At 70.4% G+C, this 14,622-nt stretch carries 15 protein-coding genes; 13 read left to right on the forward strand and 2 right to left on the reverse strand.

All coding sequences use genetic code 11. The annotated features are described in order from the left end of the window. Positions 1-117 precede the first annotated feature (117 nt). From ACZ5U5_RS11805 to ACZ5U5_RS11840, 8 genes are all read left to right on the forward strand, one after another. Positions 118-555 carry an NfeD family protein gene (locus tag ACZ5U5_RS11805; protein WP_469019643.1) on the forward strand — a complete coding sequence of 146 codons (438 nt, stop codon included), beginning with the start codon at positions 118-120 and terminating at the stop codon, positions 553-555. Positions 556-584: 29 nt separating this feature from the next. Next, positions 585-1,700: an SPFH domain-containing protein gene (locus ACZ5U5_RS11810; protein WP_469019646.1), complete on the forward strand. Its 1,116-nt coding sequence runs from the start codon at positions 585-587 to the stop codon at positions 1,698-1,700. 612 nt (positions 1,701-2,312) lie between these two features. Next, the gene (gene nhaA, locus ACZ5U5_RS11815; RefSeq protein ID WP_469019648.1) at positions 2,313-3,611 is read left to right on the forward strand and encodes a Na+/H+ antiporter NhaA; all 1,299 of its coding nucleotides are present in this window, start codon (positions 2,313-2,315) and stop codon (positions 3,609-3,611) included. Between the two features lie 534 nt (positions 3,612-4,145). Then, on the forward strand, positions 4,146-4,586 hold the full coding sequence (panD, locus tag ACZ5U5_RS11820; protein ID WP_469019650.1) for an aspartate 1-decarboxylase: 441 nt from the start codon (positions 4,146-4,148) through the stop codon (positions 4,584-4,586). Continuing rightward, on the forward strand, positions 4,583-4,933 hold the full coding sequence (locus ACZ5U5_RS11825; protein ID WP_469019653.1) for a GNAT family N-acetyltransferase: 351 nt from the start codon (positions 4,583-4,585) through the stop codon (positions 4,931-4,933). The genes panD and ACZ5U5_RS11825 overlap by 4 nt, the downstream gene beginning before the upstream one ends. Continuing rightward, complete coding sequence (locus ACZ5U5_RS11830) at positions 4,927-5,586, forward strand: aspartate/glutamate racemase family protein (RefSeq protein ID WP_469019657.1); 660 nt, start codon at positions 4,927-4,929, stop codon at positions 5,584-5,586. Before ACZ5U5_RS11825 ends, ACZ5U5_RS11830 begins: the two co-directional genes overlap by 7 nt. 74 nt (positions 5,587-5,660) lie before the next feature. Continuing rightward, positions 5,661-6,101: a nitroreductase family deazaflavin-dependent oxidoreductase gene (locus ACZ5U5_RS11835; protein ID WP_469019658.1), complete on the forward strand. Its 441-nt coding sequence runs from the start codon at positions 5,661-5,663 to the stop codon at positions 6,099-6,101. Between the two features lie 100 nt (positions 6,102-6,201). Then, positions 6,202-6,396, forward strand: coding sequence for a hypothetical protein (locus tag ACZ5U5_RS11840; protein ID WP_451209061.1), 195 nt, complete (start codon positions 6,202-6,204; stop codon positions 6,394-6,396). 114 nt (positions 6,397-6,510) lie between these two features. Here ACZ5U5_RS11840 and gndA read toward each other — a convergent pair whose 3' ends face one another. After that, positions 6,511-7,953, reverse strand: a complete 1,443-nt coding sequence (gndA, locus tag ACZ5U5_RS11845; protein ID WP_469019663.1) for an NADP-dependent phosphogluconate dehydrogenase — start codon at positions 7,951-7,953, stop codon at positions 6,511-6,513. A 99-nt stretch (positions 7,954-8,052) separates the two neighbouring features. On the opposite strand from gndA, the gene ACZ5U5_RS11850 reads away from it, so the two are divergent. Next, complete coding sequence (locus tag ACZ5U5_RS11850) at positions 8,053-9,024, forward strand: acetylxylan esterase (RefSeq protein WP_469019666.1); 972 nt, start codon at positions 8,053-8,055, stop codon at positions 9,022-9,024. Positions 9,025-9,139: 115 nt separating this feature from the next. After that, a complete protein-coding gene (locus tag ACZ5U5_RS11855; RefSeq protein ID WP_469019669.1) occupies positions 9,140-10,357 on the forward strand; it encodes a transglycosylase family protein in 1,218 nt (405 codons plus the stop codon). Between the two features lie 95 nt (positions 10,358-10,452). Here ACZ5U5_RS11855 and ACZ5U5_RS11860 read toward each other — a convergent pair whose 3' ends face one another. Beyond that, a complete protein-coding gene (locus ACZ5U5_RS11860; protein ID WP_469019671.1) occupies positions 10,453-11,475 on the reverse strand; it encodes a DMT family transporter in 1,023 nt (340 codons plus the stop codon). Positions 11,476-11,898: 423 nt separating this feature from the next. Here ACZ5U5_RS11860 and ACZ5U5_RS11865 point away from each other — a divergent pair, with 423 nt between their 5' ends. The 3 genes from ACZ5U5_RS11865 to glgA are packed head-to-tail and all read left to right on the forward strand — an operon-like array spanning position 11,899 to position 14,606. Continuing rightward, positions 11,899-12,636 (forward strand): class I SAM-dependent methyltransferase, encoded by a 738-nt coding sequence (locus tag ACZ5U5_RS11865; protein ID WP_469019674.1) that lies wholly within the window; start codon positions 11,899-11,901, stop codon positions 12,634-12,636. Between the two features lie 11 nt (positions 12,637-12,647). Then, entirely contained in the window at positions 12,648-13,388 is a 741-nt protein-coding gene (locus ACZ5U5_RS11870) for a (2Fe-2S)-binding protein (protein WP_469019676.1), read from the forward strand. 51 nt (positions 13,389-13,439) lie between these two features. Next, positions 13,440-14,606, forward strand: a complete 1,167-nt coding sequence (gene glgA / locus ACZ5U5_RS11875; RefSeq protein ID WP_469019678.1) for a glycogen synthase — start codon at positions 13,440-13,442, stop codon at positions 14,604-14,606. Positions 14,607-14,622: the final 16 nt, after the last annotated feature.

The following is a 14,622-nucleotide window of genomic DNA, read 5'->3' on the forward strand; positions in this document are numbered from 1 at the left end:
CGGACACAAAGCTTCGACCAGCGCGCGCGTCGTCGCGAACATCGGCTGTCGTCCATGCTCCGCCTGGCGCTCCGGGAGGTAACTTGGAGGACAAGGCCCCTGAAGGAGGGCGATTACATGCCGTGGTATGTATGGCTGCTCGCCGCGGGGGTCCTGGGTGCCGCGGAGTTCTTCACCCTGACACTGGTCTTCGGGTTGCTGGCGGGCGCAGCACTGGTTGCCGCCGTCGTCGCCGGTGTCGGCATCGGCATACTCGGCCAGCTCGTGGCCCTCGGAGTGGCAGCGGCAGCGGGCCTGCTCATCGCCCGGCCTGTCGCGTTGCGGCACATGGCACAGCAACCCCTCATGCGTGACGGCAGTGATGCTCTGATCGGCAAGCGGGCCGAGGTCCTGCAGGAGGTCACCGGGACCCGCGGCCTGATCAAACTCTCCGGTGAACAGTGGTCCGCCCGCGCCTTCGACGAAGGCCTGGTGATCCCGGTGGGAGCGCTGGTGGACGTCATGGAGATCGAAGGCGCCACGGCCGTCGTCTACCCCCGCGAACTCCTGCCATGAACGGCTGAACGTATAGCGACGGAGGCACTGTGGATCCCGTTGTCATCCTCATTCTTGTGGCGGCCCTTGTTGTCGTCTTCCTTGTGGCTTCCACCGTGCGGATCGTTCCGCAGGCGCGCCGCTACAACATCGAGCGCTTCGGCAGATATCGCCGGACGCTGCAACCTGGTCTCAATCTGGTGCTGCCGGTGGCGGATCGCATCAACACCAAACTCGACGTGCGCGAGCAGGTCTATTCGTCCGACCCCAGACCGGTGATCACCGAGGACAACCTCGTGGTCAATATCGACACCGTGCTCTACTACCAGATCACCGACCCGCGGGCGGCGGCCTATGAGGTGGCCGACTATCTGCAGGCGATCGATCAGCTCACCGTGACCACGCTGCGTAACGTCATCGGCAGCATGGACCTGGAGGGGACGCTCACCGGGCGTGAGGAGATCAACGCCCAGCTCCGCGCGGTCCTGGACGATGCCACCGGGAAGTGGGGCATCCGGGTCAACCGCGTCGAGATCAAGGCCATCGATCCGCCGACCACCATCAAGGAAGCGATGGAGAAACAGATGCGGGCCGAGCGTGACAAGCGCGCGGCCATCCTGCACGCCGAAGGGGAGCGGCAGGCCAAGATTCTCACCGCGGAAGGCACGAAGCAGAAGGACATCCTGGAGGCACAGGGCACGCAACAAGCCATGATCTTGCGGGCGGACGGTGAGGCGAAGGCGGTGGAGCTCGTCTTCCAGTCCGTCCATCGCAACAATGCCGATCCCAAGGTCCTGGCCTACAAGTACCTCGAAACGCTGCCGCACCTGGCGAGCAGCGACAACAACACGTTCTGGGTGATCCCGGGGGAGCTGACCGAGGCGGTTCGGACCGTCAGTCGTGCGTTCGGTGATGAGTCGGCGCCGGGTGCTCCCAAGCCCGCGCAACCGGAGGAAGCAGGCACCGCCGAGGCCGACGGCACGTCGGACGAAAGCCGGGTTGCCGAGCTCGATGCGGGCTCAGGTTCGACGCTCTCCCTGGACGCCGCCAGGGCTGCCGACGAGGCCGAGAAGCAGGCCGCCGCCGCGGTGAGCGACGCCAAGGCGGAAGCCGAGGCCGCGCAGTCGCCCCAGGTGCCGCGCAGGGGGCCGACTTCCGGTAATTGAGTTCGTACTCGGCTGACGCCAGCGCGTCACACCCTCTTCGTCGGACGCCTCGGGCTGCCCCTTTACAGCGGCGACGAGGACATCCCGGCGCGCCTCGAGACGCACGGTCAGTGAGCGAAACCAGCGACGTGCAGCGATGCGGTTTCGAGCGGGACACCATCATTGGCGCAGCGCCCTACGCTCCTGACCTGCGGAAATAAGTGCACGACGAACGGACAGCCTATCCGGATAACGGCCGCATCACGCTTGCTGGGCTTTCAGTGGATGACTCTTTCCGCGAGGTGCACCCCGACGGCACCGTTTCGGGCGGGCCGATGCACTACCTGCCCAAGGGCCTCGCCGACCGCTTCGGGAAGAAGGGCAAGACCTTCGGCAAGGTCCTCGCCGGGTCCTCCGCGGCCCGGCTTCGAAGGGCCCCGCCCCCAGCTCGCGTCTTGGAGGGGGCGGGGCCCCGTCCTCCCGTTCCAGCAGGTGAGGGACGCATGGTGAGGCTCCGGAGCACCCGATAGGGTGTGAACAACGCGTCAAGACACGACGCTGGTGTGCCGGGAAGTCTGGTCGGCGTCCGAGGGCCCGTGTGCCCGTCTGCCGATATGTCCCGGAGCCCCTTTCATGACGCAGCCACGTCCACGCAAGCCCCTCTTCGGTCTGCTGCCGTGGACGGAGCGGCAGACCGTCACCGAAGCCCTGCGTACGGAAACGGTCGGCGGACTGGTCCTCCTCGCTGCAGCCGTCGTCGCGCTCGTCTGGGCCAACAGCCCGTGGAGCGCGGTGTACACCGGTATACGGGATTTCCACTTCGGGATACCCGCCCTGGGCCTTGACCTCTCGGTCGGCCACTGGGCAGCCGACGGCCTGCTCGCCATCTTCTTCCTGATCGCCGGAATCGAGCTGAAACGCGAGCTCGTGGTCGGTGAGTTGCGGACTCCCGCCACCGCGGCGCTGCCTGTCATCGCCGCCGTCTGCGGCATGGTCGTACCTGCCGGTCTCTACGCCCTGACCGCCACGGTGGGAGGCGGGAGCCTCGACGGCTGGGCCGTACCGATGGCCACGGACATCGCCTTCGCCCTCGCGGTTCTCGCGGTCATCAGCACGCATCTGCCGTCCGCCCTGCGCGCGTTCCTGCTCACCCTTGCGGTCGTGGACGATCTCGGTGCCATCCTTGTCATCGCCGTCTTTTTCACCGCCGATCTGAACTTCTGGGCGCTGGGCGGTGCGTTCGCCGGTCTTGTCGTCTTCTACCTCCTTCAGCGCCTCCGGGTACGCGGCTGGTGGTGGTACGCACCGCTGGGCGTCGCTACCTGGGGTTTGATGTACAACTCCGGAGTCCACGCCACCGTCGCCGGCGTCGCCATCGGCCTCATCCTGCGCACCGTCCGCGACAAGGATGAGACGACCACACCGGCCGCTCGCGTCTCGCACTGGCTGCACCCGGTCTCCGCGGGCATCGCAGTCCCGCTGTTCGCCCTCTTCGCCGCAGGTGTCACCGTCTCCGGTGATGCCTTGACGCGCGTGTTCAGCGATCCCGAACCCCTGGGCGTCGTCATCGGGCTCGTCGTCGGCAAGATCCTGGGCATCTTCCTCGGCACGTACCTCGCCGCACGCTTCACCCGCGCCGAACTCAATCCCGACCTGGCATGGGCCGACGTATTCGGGCTTGCCACCCTGGCAGGCATCGGCTTCACCGTCGCCCTGTTGATCGGCGAACTGGCCTTCCCGGACCCCGGGGAGGCGGAACACATCAAGGCCGCCGTCCTCATCGGTTCCCTGCTCGCGGCCGCCCTCGCCGCCGTACTCCTGCGTCGCCGCAACCGCGTCTACAAGCGGCTGCGTGAAGAGGAAGACCGTGACGAGGACGCAGACGGCATCCCTGACATCTACCAGCGGGGCGTAGCGGGTAGTGGGCGGTGATGGCTGCGAGGACGCCAGTCCAGTCCTGCTGATGCCGGCCTCGTCACGTGTTTCTCCGCCATCGACCCGCTCCAACACGTCGTGTTGGTTGCGGTAGTTGCGGGCTTTACGCTCCTGTCCTGAGCACGCTGTCCCTTCGTGACCGTGGCGGTAACGGCTGCCCCCGCTGCTGCGGCGTGAGGTCGTCGGGAGTAGCGGCTACCGCTGCGGCCAGTTAGGCCAGCGCCTGATCGGCTTGTGGCCGGGGCGAGGTTGTGTCGCTTCCGTGGTCTGCCCAAGGAATCTATGGGGCAACGGACGTCGGGAGGAACTGCCAGCAACCGCTGCATCGACGACTGCTGGGTTTTGGTGGGGTGGGTGCGGCAGCCACTCGTGCTTGGCTCTGGTCGGATTCCAAACGCCTTTACCACTCGCCCTGTGCCACCGCCAGGAGTCACCGGACGAGCCACAGCTCATGCGACTCGTTGTAGGGTGTGGTAACAGCCCTTGACCTGCAATAACGCAGGCAGGGAGCCCATCTTCCGGAGTGCCTCCATGTTCCGTACAATGTTCAAGTCCAAGATCCACCGCGCCACGGTGACCCAGGCCGACCTGCACTACGTGGGATCCGTCACCATCGACGCCGATCTTCTCGACGCCGCCGACCTGCTGCCCGGCGAGCTCGTCCACATCGTCGACATCACCAACGGCGCCCGCCTCGAGACGTACACCATCGAGGGCGAACGCGGCAGCGGCGTCATCGGCATCAACGGCGCCGCGGCGCACCTCGTGCACCCCGGCGACAGGGTGATCATCATCAGCTATGCCCAGGTCGACGACGCCGAGGCCCGCACCCTGCGACCCAAGGTCGTGCACGTCGAGGGCGAGAACAACCGGATCGTGGCCCTCGGAGCCGACGCGGCCGCGCCGGTACCGGGCGCCGAAGACATGGCGCGCAACCCGCAGGCCGCGCCCGCCCTCCAGGAGAGCCGATGAGCAGCAGTGGGATCGAGATCCGCGACGACCGGGCGCGTGGCGTCCTCGAGGCGCGCGCGGGTGGCGAAGTCGTGGGCCAGATCGTGTACTTCACGCTGGATGCGCCAGAGTCCGCCCTGGTGCCGGTGCACACCGAAGTCGTGCCCGCCCATGAGGGCGAGGGCATCGCGGGATCGCTGGCCAGGGAGCTGTACGCGCTGGCGGCGCGGGAAGGCGTCGCCGTCGCGCCCCTGTGCCCGTACGTCGTGAAGTGGGCCGAGCGGCACCCCGATGAGGCGCCCGTCGCCTCGGGGGCGCTGGTCAGCGCCGCACTGGCGAAGGTGAAGTCGGACCCGGCCGCGTGGTGACCGCCACGCTCGCCCTGCTGCACACCTCGCCCGTGCACGTCCCCGTCTTCGAGGGGCTGCGGGACCAGGATCACCCTGGGCTCGCGCTGCGGCACCTCGTGCACGAGGACCTGCTCGCGCGGGCCCGTGCCGAGGGGCCCGACGCGGTGGCCGACGACGTCCAGGAACTGCTTGAGCGGGCCGTCGCCGACGGGGCGGACCTCGTGCTCTGCACCTGCTCGACGATCGGCGCCGTCACCGAGGCCCGCGCCGCCGCCGTCGGCGTCCCCCTCGTACGCGTCGACCGGCCGATGGCGGCCGCCGCCGTGGCCGCGGGGCAGGCCGTGGCCGTCGTCGCCACCCTGCAGAGCACCCTGGCGCCGACCCGCGCCCTGGTCGAGGAGGAGGCCGCCCGCGCCGGGCGGACCGTCGATGTCACCGAGGTCCTGGTGGACGGCGCCTGGGAGAGGTTCGAGGCCGGTGACAGGGAAGGTCACGTACGCCTGATCGTGGACGCCGTCGACGCCCTGGAAGGCGTCGACTCCGTCGTCCTCGCGCAGGCGTCGATGGCGGACGCGGCCGACCGCGCCGCTCTCCCCGTACCGGTCATCTCCAGCCCACGCCCCGGTCTGCGCGAGGCCGTTCTCCGGTGTGGTGTCGGCGCCAAGTCGTAGGCTGGCGACGGGAGATGGTGATCGCTCACCCCCCCACTCCACACACTTCACACTCACGCTTCACGGGAGCGGACATGGCGCAGCAGGACGACGAGGCCGTGATCAGTCCAACCGGCTGGGTGGCCAAGCAGGCCCGCCTGTACGAGGAGTCGGGTGGCACGAAGGGCACCGGGGTGCAGGGCGTCCCCTGCCTCCTGCTCGACTACCGCGGACGGCGTACGGGACAGTTGCGCCGCACCGTGCTCATCTACGGCCGCGACGGCGACGACTACCTGATCGTGGCCTCGAACGGCGGCGCCGACGAGCACCCCCTGTGGTATCGCAACCTTGTCGACGCGCCCGACGTCCGACTCCGCGTCGGCACCGAGGAGCGGTTCGCCGCCCGCGCCGAGACACTGTCGGCCGAGGACAAGGCCCGGGTCTGGCCCGGCCTCGTCGAGCTGTTCCCCCTCTATGCGGACTACCAGGCCAAGACGGATCGCGACATCCCCGTCGTGCGGCTCAGGCGCACCTGAGACCGAGGTCGGGCGGCGCGGGGACGCGTGGACTCGGCAGGCGTGGGCACGCGTGGCGGGAGAGAGTGGACACGACCGATCTCCGACCCATGGAGGAGACATGACCGTCCCGTATCCCGACCCCGTGCCGCCGAGCCCGATCCCCGATCCGAACGGGCCGAATCCGGTTCCGGACCCCGAACGGCCCACGCCGGGCCCGGGCCCCGGCCCCGTGCCGCGCCCCACGCCGGACCCGCCGCCGACCCCGCTCCCCCCGCCGGGACCGGAGCCCGAGACGGAGCCGAAGCCGGTCTGACGGCGGGCCCCGGAGCCCGCCGAAGGCCGACGGCCCGGAGCCTGCCGACGACCGGCAGGCTCCGGGCCGTCTCCAGGCCTGAACCAGGGCCGTCTCTGGGCCTGAGGGCCGTCTCTAGGCCTGCACCTCCGAGCGGTCCCCGCCCCACAGCGTGTGGAACGAACCCTCGCGGTCCGTACGCCGGTAGGTGTGCGCCCCGAAGAAGTCCCGCTGCCCCTGCGTGAGCGCGGCCGGCAGCCGGGCCGCGCGCAGCGCGTCGTAGTACGCGAGGGCCGCCGAGAAGCCCGGCGTGGGCACACCCTGCCGGGTGGCCGCGACCAGGACCGCGCGCCAGTCGTCCTGGGCCGCACCGATCTCCTGCGCGAACGTCTTGTCCGACAGCAGGCTCGGCAGATCCGCGCGCGTGTCGTACGCGGCGCGGATGCGGTCCAGGAAGGCGGCCCGGATGATGCAGCCGCCGCGCCAGATGGCGGCGACCGCGCCCAGGTCGATGTCCCAGCCGTACTCCTCGCTGCCCGCGGCGACCTCATGGAAGCCCTGCGTGTACGACACGATCTTCGAGGCGTACAGCGCCTGCTCGACCTGGTCGGCGAAGGCACTCGCCTCGGCCTCGCCCAGTGGGCGGGCGGTCGGACCCGCCAAGTCCTTGGACGCCGCCCGCAGTTCGGAGTGGCCGGAAAGCGACCGGGCGAACACGGCCTCCGCGATGCCCGACACCGGAACGCCCAGATCGAGGGCGATCTGCACGGTCCAGCGGCCGGTGCCCTTCTGCTCGGCCTGGTCCTGGACCACGTCCACGAACGGCTCACCCGTCGTGGCGTCCACGTGCTTGAGGACCTCCGCCGTGATCTCGATCAGGTAGGAGTCGAGGCGGCCGGTGTTCCAGGTGCGGAAGATGTCGGCGATCCGCGCGGGGGAGTAGCCCGCCACGTCGCGCAGGAGCTGATACGCCTCGGCGATCAACTGCATGTCCGCGTACTCGATGCCGTTGTGCACCATCTTCACGAAGTGTCCCGCGCCGTCAGGACCGACGTGGGTGACGCACGGCGAGCCGTCCTTCGCCTTCGCCGAGATCTTCTCCAGCATCGGGCCGAGCGAGGAGTACGACTCGGCGGAGCCGCCCGGCATGATGCTCGGGCCGAGCAGCGCGCCCTCCTCGCCCCCGGAGACGCCCGTACCGACGAAGTGGATGTCCTGCTCCCGCAGTTCACGCTCGCGGCGCCGGGTGTCCGCGAAGTGCGCGTTGCCACCGTCGATGATCATGTCGCCCGGCTCCATGAGCGGCGCGAACTCCTTGATGACGGCGTCCGTGGGCTCGCCGGCCTTCACCATGATCACCAGGCGGCGGGGGCGTTCGAGCGCCGCCACGAACTCCTTGGCGGTCTCGGTTGCGATGAACTCGCCCTCGTCGCCGAACTCCTCGACCAGCGCGTGCGTCTTGGCCGCCGTGCGGTTGTGCAGGGCGACGGTGTAGCCGTTGCGTGCGAAGTTGCGGGCCAGATTGCGCCCCATGACCGCGAGGCCCGTGACACCGATCTGGGCTGACGTGCTGCTCATTCCGTGACTCCTGGAGGTGGAAGTGCCGCCTGTGTTCGCCAGTATTGCCCCGCGGCGTAGCGTGACATTCCGACACTGTGTCCGACGAAGGAGCCGCCCGTGCCCCATTTCGACATGCCTCTCGACGAACTGCGCCGCTACCGGCCCGAGGTGACCGAGCCCGAGGACTTCGACGCGTTCTGGGAGAAGACCCTTTCGGCCGCACGTGAGCACGACCTGGACGCCCGCTTCACTCCCGTCGAGGCACAGCTGAGCACGGTCGACGTCTTCGACGTGACGTTCGCGGGGTTCGGCGGTCACCCGGTCAAGGGCTGGCTGATACTGCCCGCCGGGACGGCCGAGCCGCTGCCCGCCGTCGTCGAGTACATCGGGTACGGCGGCGGCCGCGGCCTCCCGCACGAGCGGCTGCTGTGGTCGGCCGCGGGCTTCGCGCACTTCGTGATGGACACCCGGGGGCAGGGCAGCGGCGGTTCGGCGGGCGACACCCCCGACCCGGTCGGCAGCGGTCCTGCCTACCCCGGTTACATGACGCGCGGCATCGAGGACCCCCACGAGTACTACTACCGGCGTGTCTTCATCGATGGCGTGCGCGCGGTCGAGGCGGCCCGCGCGCATCCGCTGGTGGACTCCTCGCGGGTCGCGGCGGTCGGCGGCAGCCAGGGCGGCGGGATCACCCTCGCCGTCGGCGGGCTCGTCCCGGATCTGGCGGCGATCGCGGCCGACGTGCCCTTCCTGTGCGACTTCCCGCGCGCCACGACCCTCACCGACCGGCCGCCGTACCGGGAGATCGCGCTCTACATGAAGGCGAAGCGCGGCGTCGAGGAGCGCGTCTTCCGCACGCTCTCCTACTTCGACGGCGTGCACTTCGCGGCGCGGGGCACCGCGCCCGCGCTGTTCTCGGCGGCTCTGGAGGACATGACGTGCCCGCCGTCCACCGTCTTCGCCGCCCACAACGCCTACGCGGGGGCGGAACGTTCGATGGAGGTGTACTCCTTCAACGATCATGAGGGCGGCGGCCCCTACCAGCAGAGTGTCCAACTCCGGTGGCTCCCGGAGCACTTGAAGGGCTGACCGGTGGTGCGCTCCCTCGGTCGCGCGCCCTTGTCACGGCTCGGTCGGACCGGCTAACTTGCCGCCTTGTCGTGTGTCCGACGTGACTGTGAAGTGTGTGACTGAGGGAGCTCCCATGGCCTTACGCGGGCGGCACCGCCGGTACCAGCCGAGCCGGATCAACCGTGCGTCGCTGACCGTCACGGCGGGCGGTGCCGGGATGGCGCTGCCGCTGATGGGCACGGGTACGGCGGAGGCGGCGGACGTCGACACCTGGAACAAGGTCGCGGCCTGCGAGTCGACCAACAACTGGAGCATCAACACCGGCAACGGCTACTACGGCGGCCTCCAGTTCAAGCAGTCCACCTGGGAGGCGTACGGCGGCACGGCCTACGCCCCGCGCGCCGACCGTGCCACGAAGCACCAGCAGATAGCCGTCGCCGAGAAGGTCCTCAAGGCACAGGGGCCGCAGGCCTGGCCGGTCTGCTCGGAACGGGCAGGGCTGACGCGGGGCGGAGACGCGCCCGACATCACGCCGATGAGCGCGCCCAAGAAGGCGGCGCCGAAGGCCCCTCAGCGCGAGGTCAAGGACGTCAAGCCGGAGGTGACCCCGCAGTCCACGGCGGGCCGCGGCCAGATGTACACCGTCGTGCGCGGCGACACGCTCTCCGGGATCGCCGACGAGCGGCGGGTGAGCGGCGGCTGGCAACAGTTGTACGAGGCCAACCGCTCGACGATCGGCGCCGACCCCGACCTGATCACGCCGGGCCAGCGCCTCGCGACGCGGGTCTCGCAGAAGCAGGCCGAAAAGCCGCAGGCCGCGCCGAAGCCGCGTACGCAGCCGAAGCAGCGGGCCGAGCCCAAGGCCGAGCCGAAGCCGAAGCCCAAGGCCGACAAGGCCGAGCCGAAGAAGGCCGAGCCGAACAAGGCGAAGCCCGCTCAGGCCACGCAGGGCATGTCCGCGCCCGTGGCCGCCTCGCCCAGCACCCCCTACCGCGCCGCGGGTGGCTCCTGGTCGAAGGGTTACCACACGGGCGTGGACTTCCCCGTGGCCACCGGTACGTCCGTGAAGGCCGTCGCCGCGGGCACCGTCGTGTCGTCCGGGTGGGGCGGCTCGTACGGCTACGAAGTGGTGATCAGGCACAGCGACGGCAAGTACTCCCAGTACGGCCATCTCTCGGCGCTCACCGTGAAGGCCGGCCAGAAGGTGGGCGCGGGGCAGCGCATCGCGCGCTCGGGGTCCACGGGCAACAGCACGGGCCCGCACCTGCACTTCGAGATCCGTACGGGGCCGGGCTTCGGCGCCGACGTCGATCCACTGGCGTATCTGCGGGCCGGCGGCGTCCGGATCTGACGCGGCCGCCGCAGGTCTGCCGCTTCACGTGCACGAACGAAGCCCCTGGGATTCCCCAGGGGCTTCAGGCCGTGCGCGAGGGCGCCGTGCGGGGCTCAGGAGACGATGCGTTCACGGCCGTGGCCATGGCGGAACAGCACCCGGCGGTGCGGTCCGGCCGCGGGCTGGGAGGGCACCGCGGGCAGCTCGTGCGCGCGCTCCTCGGGCCGCTTCCGGGGAGCCACGGCGTCCGCCGCCACCGGGCCGCCCTTGGCCACCTGGACCGTCGGGGCAGCGGCACCCTGCGCCGCGCCGATCCGCTCCGTGGTCAGCAGAATCAGACCGCCGGCCGCGACGACCCCGAAGCCCAGGGCGACGGCCGTGCCCGCCGAGCCGTAGCGGAACGATTCGCCGAAGAGCGTGAGGCCCACCGCGGCCGCCACGACGGGGTTCACGACCGTCACGGTCGACAGCGGGGCCGCGAGGCCCGCGCCGCGGTAGGAGGCCTGCGAGATCAGGACACCGGCGCCGGCCAGGACGGCGATCACGGCGAGGCTCGGCACCTGCTGCGTCAGCGGGACGCCCGCGTCCAGGTCCACCGCCACCGTCTTCGTGAAGACCGAGGCGATGCCGAAGGCGACGCCCGCCGCGCCGGCGAGCAGCACACTGCGCACCACCGGATGACGGTGCACCGCGTGCGCCACGACCATGAGCGTCACCACGGCGCCCGCGGTCATCAGCGCCACCATGATCCGCTCGCCGTCGGCCAGGGACTGCGCGTCCGCCGACTGCGTCAGCGAGAGCAGCCCGGCCAGACCGAGGGTCGCCATGATTGCCCCGCGCCACGCGGTGGCCCCCGCCTTGCGGCGCACGAAGAGGGCGGCCATCGGCAGCGCGAAGACGATGGTGAGGGCGCCGAGCGGCTGGACGAGGCTCAGCGGCCCGTACGCGAGCGCCACCACGTGCAGCAGCGCACCCAGGCCGTTCAGCGCGATGGCGACCCACCAGGCGCCGCGGCGCAGCGGTGCGTACTGCCGCTCCGACGTGCTGTCGGCGACGCGCTCCTGCAGAATGGCCCCGCCCGCGTACGCCACGGCGGACACGAGGGAGAGCAGCACGGCGAGCGTGAGGGCACTCATGAGGTGCTCCACGGCTTGCGTTGCGGCCCCTGGTGGGCCCGGGGCGTCCGGCGCGGCGAACGGTCGGCTTCCATACCCCCTACGATCTCGCGAATTTCGCTCCACGTCGTCGTACCTCAGCAGGCATTGGGTCCTACTGCCGATGGAGTACGACCAGAGAGATGTCCTCCCCCGGGTGGGTTACGCGGCAGTTCGGTGGATCATCCGAAATCTCGAAAATTCTTGCGCACGGGCCCCTCGTAACGCCCCCGTGCGGGCCTCTGGGCACGCCGTGGGCGGGTTGGCACGCGGGTTGCGGAACCCTGCTTCTCCGCGTCGCTCCCACCCAGCCGGACGGCTGCTGGCGCGTTTTCGTCCGCACCTTCTGACCTGGGCATTTACGCTACTCGCCCCTACCCTTGAGGCCTCGTGGAGGGGGCCCGGATGCACCGGAACATACGCACTGTCGACGACGTCCTGAAGCTCATGGACGGCCTGTTCGCGCCCGAAGCCGACCGCTGGACCGCCGATGCGGCGACCTGGTGGGACGGGTTCTACACCGACCGTGACCGGCCTGTGCCGTTCTTCGTGGCGAAGCCGGACGAGAACCTGGCCTCGTACGTCGAGCGTGGGCTCGTCACCCCGGGGCGCGCCCTCGACCTGGGCTGCGGTCCCGGCCGCAACTCCCTGTATCTGGCCTCCCTGGGGTTCCAGGTGGACGCAGTCGACCTCTCCCCGGCAGCCGTGGACTGGGCCGAGGAGCGGGCACGCGAGGCCGGGGCGGACATCCGTTTCCACCGCGGCGACGCCTTCGCGCTCTCCGACACCGAACTGCGCGGCCCGTACGACCTGATCCATGACTCGGGCTGCTTCCACCACCTGCCGCCCCACCGCCGCGTCAGCTACCTCTCCCTGCTCGACCGCGCCCTTGCCCCCGGCGGCCACCTCGCCCTCACCGCCTTCGCCGCCGGAGAAGCGGGCTCCGGCTCCGAACTGCCCGACGCGGACTTCTACCGCGCGTCCGGACTCCAGGGCGGCCTCGCCTACACACCGGAGTCCCTGCGCTGGATCTTCTCCGACCTGACGGAGGTCGAACTGCGCCGCATGCGCGACGAACCCGCCGACTCCGCGCACTTCGGCGAGCCGTTCCTCTGGACCGCACTGTTCCGGCGCGGCGCCTAGGCTCTGCTGTCGTGAAAGCCCCTCTCGACCTCACCGAAGTCGCCTCCGTCGGCGGATTCTTCGCCCTGCGCACGGGTGCGCCACCCGCAGGGCCCCAAGTGACGCCCCTGGCACGGCTGTACGCGGGGGACGATGCGCCCCTCGCGTTCCGCGTCGACAAGGTCGCCGCCAAGCTCGGGGCGCCCGACGCACGTGTCGCGGTCTCCGTGGCGCAGCTGGGGCTCGCGGCGCGGCTGTGGTCGGTGGCGCTCGGCTCGGCCGCGCTGCACGGAGAGGTGCCGGACCTCGATCCGGGGCGGCTGCACTGGGACGCGGACGGCAGCTCCCCCGATGACCTGTGGGTGACCGAGGTGCGGACGCGGCCGGGTGACGCCGCGAACATCCGGGACGTCGTGCAGCACGCCCATCTGGCTCCCCTGGCCGAGGTGTTGCGCACGCGCCACCGGATCTCCGCGCCCCTGCTGTGGGGCAACGCGGGCTCCGCGCTCGCCGGCGCAGCCCGGGAGCTGGACACCTGGGCACGCCGCACGGGACGTACCGACGTGGGGAAGCGGGCACAGGCTCTGGCCGCCGAACTCTTCGACCACCCAGACCTGCGCGGCACCGGAACGCTGCGCGGCACGGCGTTCCGCCGCCGCAGCTGCTGTCTCTACTACCGGTGCCCGGGCGGCGGCCTGTGCGGGGACTGCTGCTTCGACCGGCCGCCCCGGAGGTCGGTGCGGGCCTCTTCCCCACCGGGCGCTTCTGGGTGACCATGAGGGGGCGGACGACCGGCGGCTGGGGTGGACGGACGGAGGTTCTGCGTGCGAGTAGGACTGCTCACCCGGGAGTTCCCCCCGGATGTCTACGGCGGCGCGGGCGTCCATGTCGAGTTCCTCGCACGGGAGTTAGAGACCCTCGTCGACGTCGACGTGCACTGCTGGGGAAACGGCGCAGCCGGCGACGGCCCCACACGCCATCAGGCCTGGGACTCCCTCGACGGCGCCAACGACGCCCTGCGCACCTTCTCCGTGGACCTCTCCATGGCGGCGGCGCTCACGGGCTGCGACCTCGTCCACTCCCATACCTGGTACGCCAACCTTGCGGGCCACATCGGCAAGCTTCTGTACGGCATCCCGCACGTCATGACCGCGCACTCCCTGGAGCCGCTGCGCCCGTGGAAGGCCGAGCAGCTGGGCGGCGGGTACGCCCTCTCCGGCTGGGCCGAGCGCACCGCCGTCGAGTCCGCGGACGCCGTGATCGCCGTCTCGCGCGGCATGCGGACCGACATCCTCACCTGCTATCCCGCCATCGACCCGGCGAAGGTGCGCGTCGTCCACAACGGCATCGACACCGACCTGTACCGCCCCGTCCCCGGCACGGACGTCCTCGAACGCCTGGGGATCGACCCCCAGCGGCCGTACGTCCTGTTCGTCGGACGCATCACCCGGCAGAAAGGCGTGCCCCATCTGCTGCGCGCCGCCAAGGAGTTGGACCCATCGGCGCAGCTCGTGCTCTGTGCCGGAGCGCCCGACACCCCGCAGATCGACGCCGAGTTCCGCACCCTCTTCGAGGAACTGAGCCGTGCCCGCGAGGGAGTCACCTGGATCCCGGAGATGCTGCCGCGCGAACAGATCGTCCAACTCCTGACGCACGCCCGCCTGTTCGTCTGCCCGTCGGTGTACGAACCGCTCGGCATCGTGAACCTGGAGGCGATGGCCTGTGGCACGCCGGTCGTGGCATCGGCCGTCGGCGGCATCCCCGAGGTCGTCGCCGACGGAAGCACGGGCCTCCTCGTCCCGTACGGGGAGAAGGAACCGGCAGCCTTCGAAGCGCGGCTCGCACAGGCCCTGAACGCACTGGTCACCGATCCGCGCACCGCGACCCGCATGGGCGCCGCCGGACGTGACCGGGCCGTCAAGGAGTTCGGCTGGGACGCGGTCGCGCGACGCACGACCCGCGTGTACGAGGAGTTACTCGAGTCCAAGTGATCCCAGTTAAGGGGGC

The organism is Streptomyces sp. NPDC033177 (assembly GCF_055577715.1).

What these genes read in the sequence shown, in the direction of transcription:
- ACZ5U5_RS11840 (WP_451209061.1), top strand. Translation starts at nt 6,202, where the DNA reads ATGACCGTCCCGTATCCCGACCCCGTGCCGCCGAGCCCGATCCCCGAT.
- ACZ5U5_RS11805 (WP_469019643.1), top strand. Translation starts at nt 118, where the DNA reads ATGCCGTGGTATGTATGGCTGCTCGCCGCGGGGGTCCTGGGTGCCGCG.
- gndA (WP_469019663.1), bottom strand. Translation starts at nt 7,953, where the DNA reads ATGAGCAGCACGTCAGCCCAGATCGGTGTCACGGGCCTCGCGGTCATG.
- ACZ5U5_RS11855 (WP_469019669.1), top strand. Translation starts at nt 9,140, where the DNA reads ATGGCCTTACGCGGGCGGCACCGCCGGTACCAGCCGAGCCGGATCAAC.
- ACZ5U5_RS11860 (WP_469019671.1), bottom strand. Translation starts at nt 11,475, where the DNA reads ATGAGTGCCCTCACGCTCGCCGTGCTGCTCTCCCTCGTGTCCGCCGTG.
- ACZ5U5_RS11835 (WP_469019658.1), top strand. Translation starts at nt 5,661, where the DNA reads ATGGCGCAGCAGGACGACGAGGCCGTGATCAGTCCAACCGGCTGGGTG.
- ACZ5U5_RS11865 (WP_469019674.1), top strand. Translation starts at nt 11,899, where the DNA reads ATGCACCGGAACATACGCACTGTCGACGACGTCCTGAAGCTCATGGAC.
- panD (WP_469019650.1), top strand. Translation starts at nt 4,146, where the DNA reads ATGTTCCGTACAATGTTCAAGTCCAAGATCCACCGCGCCACGGTGACC.
- ACZ5U5_RS11825 (WP_469019653.1), top strand. Translation starts at nt 4,583, where the DNA reads ATGAGCAGCAGTGGGATCGAGATCCGCGACGACCGGGCGCGTGGCGTC.
- nhaA (WP_469019648.1), top strand. Translation starts at nt 2,313, where the DNA reads ATGACGCAGCCACGTCCACGCAAGCCCCTCTTCGGTCTGCTGCCGTGG.